The 4,381-nt window shown below is 61.9% G+C and carries 4 protein-coding genes and 1 pseudogene; 2 read left to right on the forward strand and 3 right to left on the reverse strand.

Translation table 11 applies throughout. The annotated features are described in order from the left end of the window. Positions 1-276, forward strand: a pseudogene (locus AAC083_RS00175) (IS4 family transposase); the annotation flags it as partial. A gap of 66 nt (positions 277-342) precedes the next feature. Here the strand turns inward: AAC083_RS00175 and moeB are convergent. Next, positions 343-1,098, reverse strand: coding sequence for a molybdopterin-synthase adenylyltransferase MoeB (gene moeB / locus AAC083_RS00180; RefSeq protein WP_108537782.1), 756 nt, complete (start codon positions 1,096-1,098; stop codon positions 343-345). Further along, a complete protein-coding gene (gene moeA / locus AAC083_RS00185) occupies positions 1,095-2,321 on the reverse strand; it encodes a molybdopterin molybdotransferase MoeA (RefSeq protein WP_108537783.1) in 1,227 nt (408 codons plus the stop codon). The genes moeB and moeA overlap by 4 nt, the downstream gene beginning before the upstream one ends. Before the next feature lie 308 nt (positions 2,322-2,629). Between moeA and folE the strand changes: the two genes are divergently transcribed. Beyond that, complete coding sequence (folE, locus tag AAC083_RS00190) at positions 2,630-3,286, forward strand: GTP cyclohydrolase I FolE (RefSeq protein WP_042034596.1); 657 nt, start codon at positions 2,630-2,632, stop codon at positions 3,284-3,286. A gap of 326 nt (positions 3,287-3,612) precedes the next feature. Here the strand turns inward: folE and AAC083_RS00195 are convergent. Beyond that, the coding region (locus tag AAC083_RS00195; protein ID WP_258224836.1) for a formate--tetrahydrofolate ligase at positions 3,613-4,381 on the reverse strand (769 nt) is incomplete at its 5' end.

Below are 4,381 nucleotides of genomic sequence, written 5' to 3' on the forward strand. Positions count from 1 at the left end.
CGCAGCCAGATGGTGAAGATGGCGGCGAGCCTGAAGGGATACACGGCGAGTCAGTTGAGTTTTCACATGGCATCGGTCTACCTCATCCATGAGCTGAGCTGCATGCCGTATGTGTCGCCGGGGAATATCCCGGGGCGGGTGGCAGACCTCGAGAAACAAGCGGTGCAGTTCGTATTACCAGAGAGAAGAGTGCGAAGTTACCCCCGTTGAGTGAAGCCAAAACCACAGCAGTACAGTCTGAAAAAAGCCAATAAAAACAATGCTAATCAGGCTTAACTGGCTGGCATTAACCTCGAGGGGGCGGTTTTTTATTGGCTGCGAATTAGTGGTGACGAGGATCACTTAAGGAGGCGAGCAAACCGGGCAGTCGGGGCGCTTGGGCAGCTTCATCTCGCGAAAGGTACCGGTGAGGCCATCGATCATCAAGAGGCGGCCGCTATAGCTACGTCCCGTGGCTGCCAGCAATTTTATCGCCTCCAGCGCCTGCAGGCTGCCCACCAGACCCACCACGGGGGCGAGCACACCTGCCTCGACGCAGGTAAGGGCCTGCTCGCCAAACAGGGCGCTGAGGCAGGCGTAGCAGGGCTCATCCTCCTGCCAGGTGAAGCTGCACAGCTGTCCCTCCAGCCGGATGGCGGCGCCGCTGACCAGGGGCACCCTGTGTTTGCGCGCGTATTGGTTGAGCAGATTGCGGATGGTCAGGTTGTCGGTACAGTCGAGCACCAGCTGATGACGAGGTAGCAGGGCATCGAGCTGCGCCTCGTCGGCCATGGCGGCATGGGTCTCCACCTTGAGCCAGGGATTGAGCGCGCGCAGCGACTGGGCGGCAGAGTCCACCTTGTACTGGCCGATGCGCTCATCCGTGTGCAGCACCTGACGTTGCAGGTTGGAGAGCTCCACCTTGTCAAAATCCACCAGGGTGAGTTGGCCAATACCGGCCACCGCCAGATACTGGCTGGCGGCGCAGCCAAGGCCTCCGGCACCGATCACCAGCACCTTGGCCTGCTTGAGCGCCTCCTGTCCCTCGAAGTCGAAGGATTTGAGGATGATCTGGCGGTTGTAGCGCAAGAGCTCGGCATCCGAGAGAATGTCGCTCACAGCAGCAATCCCCCGAATGGTTCGACGGTGACTGTTTCGCCCGCAGCAACGCGGCCCCGCTCACGTTCGAGAATGATGTAGCAGTTGGCCCGCGACAGTGAGCTGAACACGGCGGAATCCTGGGAGCCTGTGCTGCGCACCTCGAGGCCGTCTGGCCCCTGGCGCAAGATGCCGCGCTGAAAGTCGAGTCGACCCGGCGCTTTTTTCAGGGGCTCGCTGGCGATGGCCTGCAGGTGCAGCGGTCGTTCGAACTGCTGCCCGGCCAGCTTGGCCAGCGCAGGTTGCACCAGCTGATCGAAGGTGACCATGGCGGAGACAGGGTTGCCCGGCAGGCCGAAGAACCAGGCGTTGGGCAGGCGGCCGAAGGCGAATGGCTTGCCTGGCTTGATGGCGAGCTTCCAGAAACCGATCTCGCCGAGTTCCTCAAGCAACTGCTTGGTGAAGTCTGCCTCACCGACCGAGACGCCTCCCGTGGTGATGAGGGCATCGGCCTCACGGTCGGCCTGCTGGAAGGCGGCGCGCAGTTGCGCGGGGTCGTCCGGTATGATGCCAAGGTCGAGGCACTCACAGCCAAGGCGCGCCAGCATGGCCTTGACCCCGTAGCGGTTGGAGTCATAGATGTCGCCGTGGGCGAGCGGGGTGCCGACCGGTTTGAGCTCGTCCCCCGTGCTGAAGATGGCTACTCTCAGCGGGCGGCGCACCGGCATGGTGGCGATGCCGAGGGATGCCAGCAGCGGTAGCTCGCGGGGGGTGAGCCGGGTACCGCTGCTGAGCACGCTGGCCCCCTCGCGGATATCTTCGCCGCGGCGGCGGATATTCTGGCCCGGAATGGGCGGTACCAGAAAGGCGATCTTGTCACCGTCGGCCCGGGTTTCTTCCTGCATCACCACCGCATCCGTGCCCTCTGGCACGGGCGCGCCCGTCATGATCCGCACACAGTGGCCCGCCGGCCACTCTCCCTGATAGGGCTGCCCGGCGAAGGCTTTGCCTGCCATGATGAGCGGGGTGCCGGTTGCGAGATCGGCGAGCCGTACGGCGTAACCGTCCATGGCGGCGTTGTCGAACGGAGGCACTGACAAGGGGGAGGCGATATCTGCTGCGAGCACCCGGCCAAGGGCGTGGGGCAGGGGAACTTGCTCGGTGTCGCAGCAGCAGGCGAGTTGGTCCAGCATCCCTTGCAGGGCATCGCTCAGGGGGAGTAGTCCGCTGGTATCAAATCCCATCGTCATTACCTCTTTGGTGTGGTTGAAGGCAGATTATCCCAAAAATCACCGTGGATGGGCAGGCTTATCAGGGGCTGATACCACGCTGCCTGGCACCGGGGATGGCGGAAGATGACTTGTTTGTTGCAACCCTCCCCGTATGGGGGCGGCCATCAAGGGGCAAAACCCGACGGATTGGCATAAAGTCAGGTGGCGGACTTGAGTTAGCTTGAATTATGGCAATAATCGCCGTTTACTATTGCGCCACAAAAAAGTGCCGTCACAGACAAGGCGGCCATCACAGTTAATGAGCGTGGGAGAGGAACAAGATGACGAGCTTAAGCCAGGAAGCCCTGTTGGTCAGGGCAGCCCTCGAGACCGAGGGCCTCGAGACACCTCTGGTGGCCAATACGTTGAATGGTCAGCAGAAGAAAGAGAAGATCGAAGGCCACATGCGCGCCATCATGGAGACGCTGGGGCTGGATCTGACTGATGACAGCCTGGCGGAGACGCCGCACCGCATCGCCAAGATGTACGTGAACGAGATCTTCTCCGGCCTCGATTACAGCACCTTCCCCAAGGTGACTGTCATCGAGAACAAGATGAAGGTGGACGAGATGATCATGGTGCGCGATATCAGCCTCACCAGCACCTGTGAACACCACTTCGTCACTATCGATGGACAGGCCCACGTGGCCTATATCCCCCGTGGCAAGGTGATCGGGCTGTCGAAAATCAACCGTATCGTGCAGTTTTTCGCCCGCCGTCCCCAGGTGCAGGAGCGGCTCACCCAGCAGATCCTGCTGGCGTTGCAGACCTTGCTCGGCACCAAAGATGTGGCCATCAGCATCAAGGCGACCCACTTCTGCGTGAAGGCGCGTGGGGTGATGGATTCCACCTCCTATACCACGACCACCTCTCTCGGTGGCGTGTTCAAGACCCAGCCCGACACCCGTGCCGAGTTTCTGGGCGGCCTGAAAGGCTGATCTGTCAGGAGGCATGCTGCCATGGCGGTATGCCTCCTTTCTTCCTCCTTCCTCTTTTGTTCATGGGGCCAGTCGGCCATCTCTCCTGTGTCATCCGTCAATGTCTTTCAGGGATGGACCGGTGCGGTCAACCCGTGATTGAACGGGTGATCGCTGTCATAACACAAGGCCCCGCCAATTGGCGGGGCCTTGTCGTGTCTGACGATCTTGAGCGTGGAGGCTCAACCCGATTATCTCGCCCTCCTCGTTGATATCGATATGGCGATAACCGGTGGCAGGCTGCCGGGGTGGTGACTTGGCCTGCTGCTGCCAGTCACCATCCTCCATCAGCTCAGTCCGACGATCTCGCCGTCATCATCGATGTCGATATGACGGTAGGCTGGCAGGCTGCCGAGCCCCGGCATTGTCATGATGGGACCTGCCAGCGCATAGACAAAACCGGCGCCAGCGCACAACCTCACCTCGTCGATGGGCACCTCGAAATCAGTCGGTACTCCCTTCCTGGCGGGATCATGACTGATGGAGAGCGGCGTCTTGGCCATGCAGATGGGCAGGTGATCCCAGCCTGCGCGCGAGAGCGCCGCCAGCTGTCGGCGTGCCTTGTCAGAGAGCAGGACACCGCGTCCGCCATAGCCGCACTCCACCAGGGTGGTGAGCTTGGCACACAGGCTCATCTCATCGGGATAGAGCAGCTGGATTTGGCTTGGCATCTCGCAGGCGGCGACCACGGCCTGGGCCAGTTCGCTGGCACCCGCGCCCCCTTGCGTGAAGGCGTGGGAGATGGCGGTGCCACAGGCACCGGCCCGCAGTGCCTCGCGCATCAGCAGCGCCAGCTCGGCCTGGCTATCTGTGGGGAAGCGGTTGACCGCTACCACCACGGGTACGCCATAGCGGCGGGCATTGTTGATATGCCAGGCGAGATTGGTGCACCCCTGCTCAAGGGTGGGCAAGTCCTCCTCCAGCAGGCTCTCGGGCAGGGGCTGGCCGGGGCGGATGTCGAGCAGGCCGCTGTTGGCCTTGAGGCCGCGCACCGTCGCCACCAGCACCACGCAGGCCGGCGTGATACCGGACTGGCGGCTCTTGATGTTGAAGAAC

It is taken from the genome of Aeromonas sp. HMWF014, assembly GCF_963878295.1.
In the GTDB taxonomy this organism is placed as follows: Bacteria; Pseudomonadota; Gammaproteobacteria; order Enterobacterales; family Aeromonadaceae; genus Aeromonas; species Aeromonas popoffii.

What these genes read in the sequence shown, in the direction of transcription:
- folE (WP_042034596.1), top strand. Translation starts at nt 2,630, where the DNA reads ATGACGAGCTTAAGCCAGGAAGCCCTGTTGGTCAGGGCAGCCCTCGAG.
- moeA (WP_108537783.1), bottom strand. Translation starts at nt 2,321, where the DNA reads ATGGGATTTGATACCAGCGGACTACTCCCCCTGAGCGATGCCCTGCAA.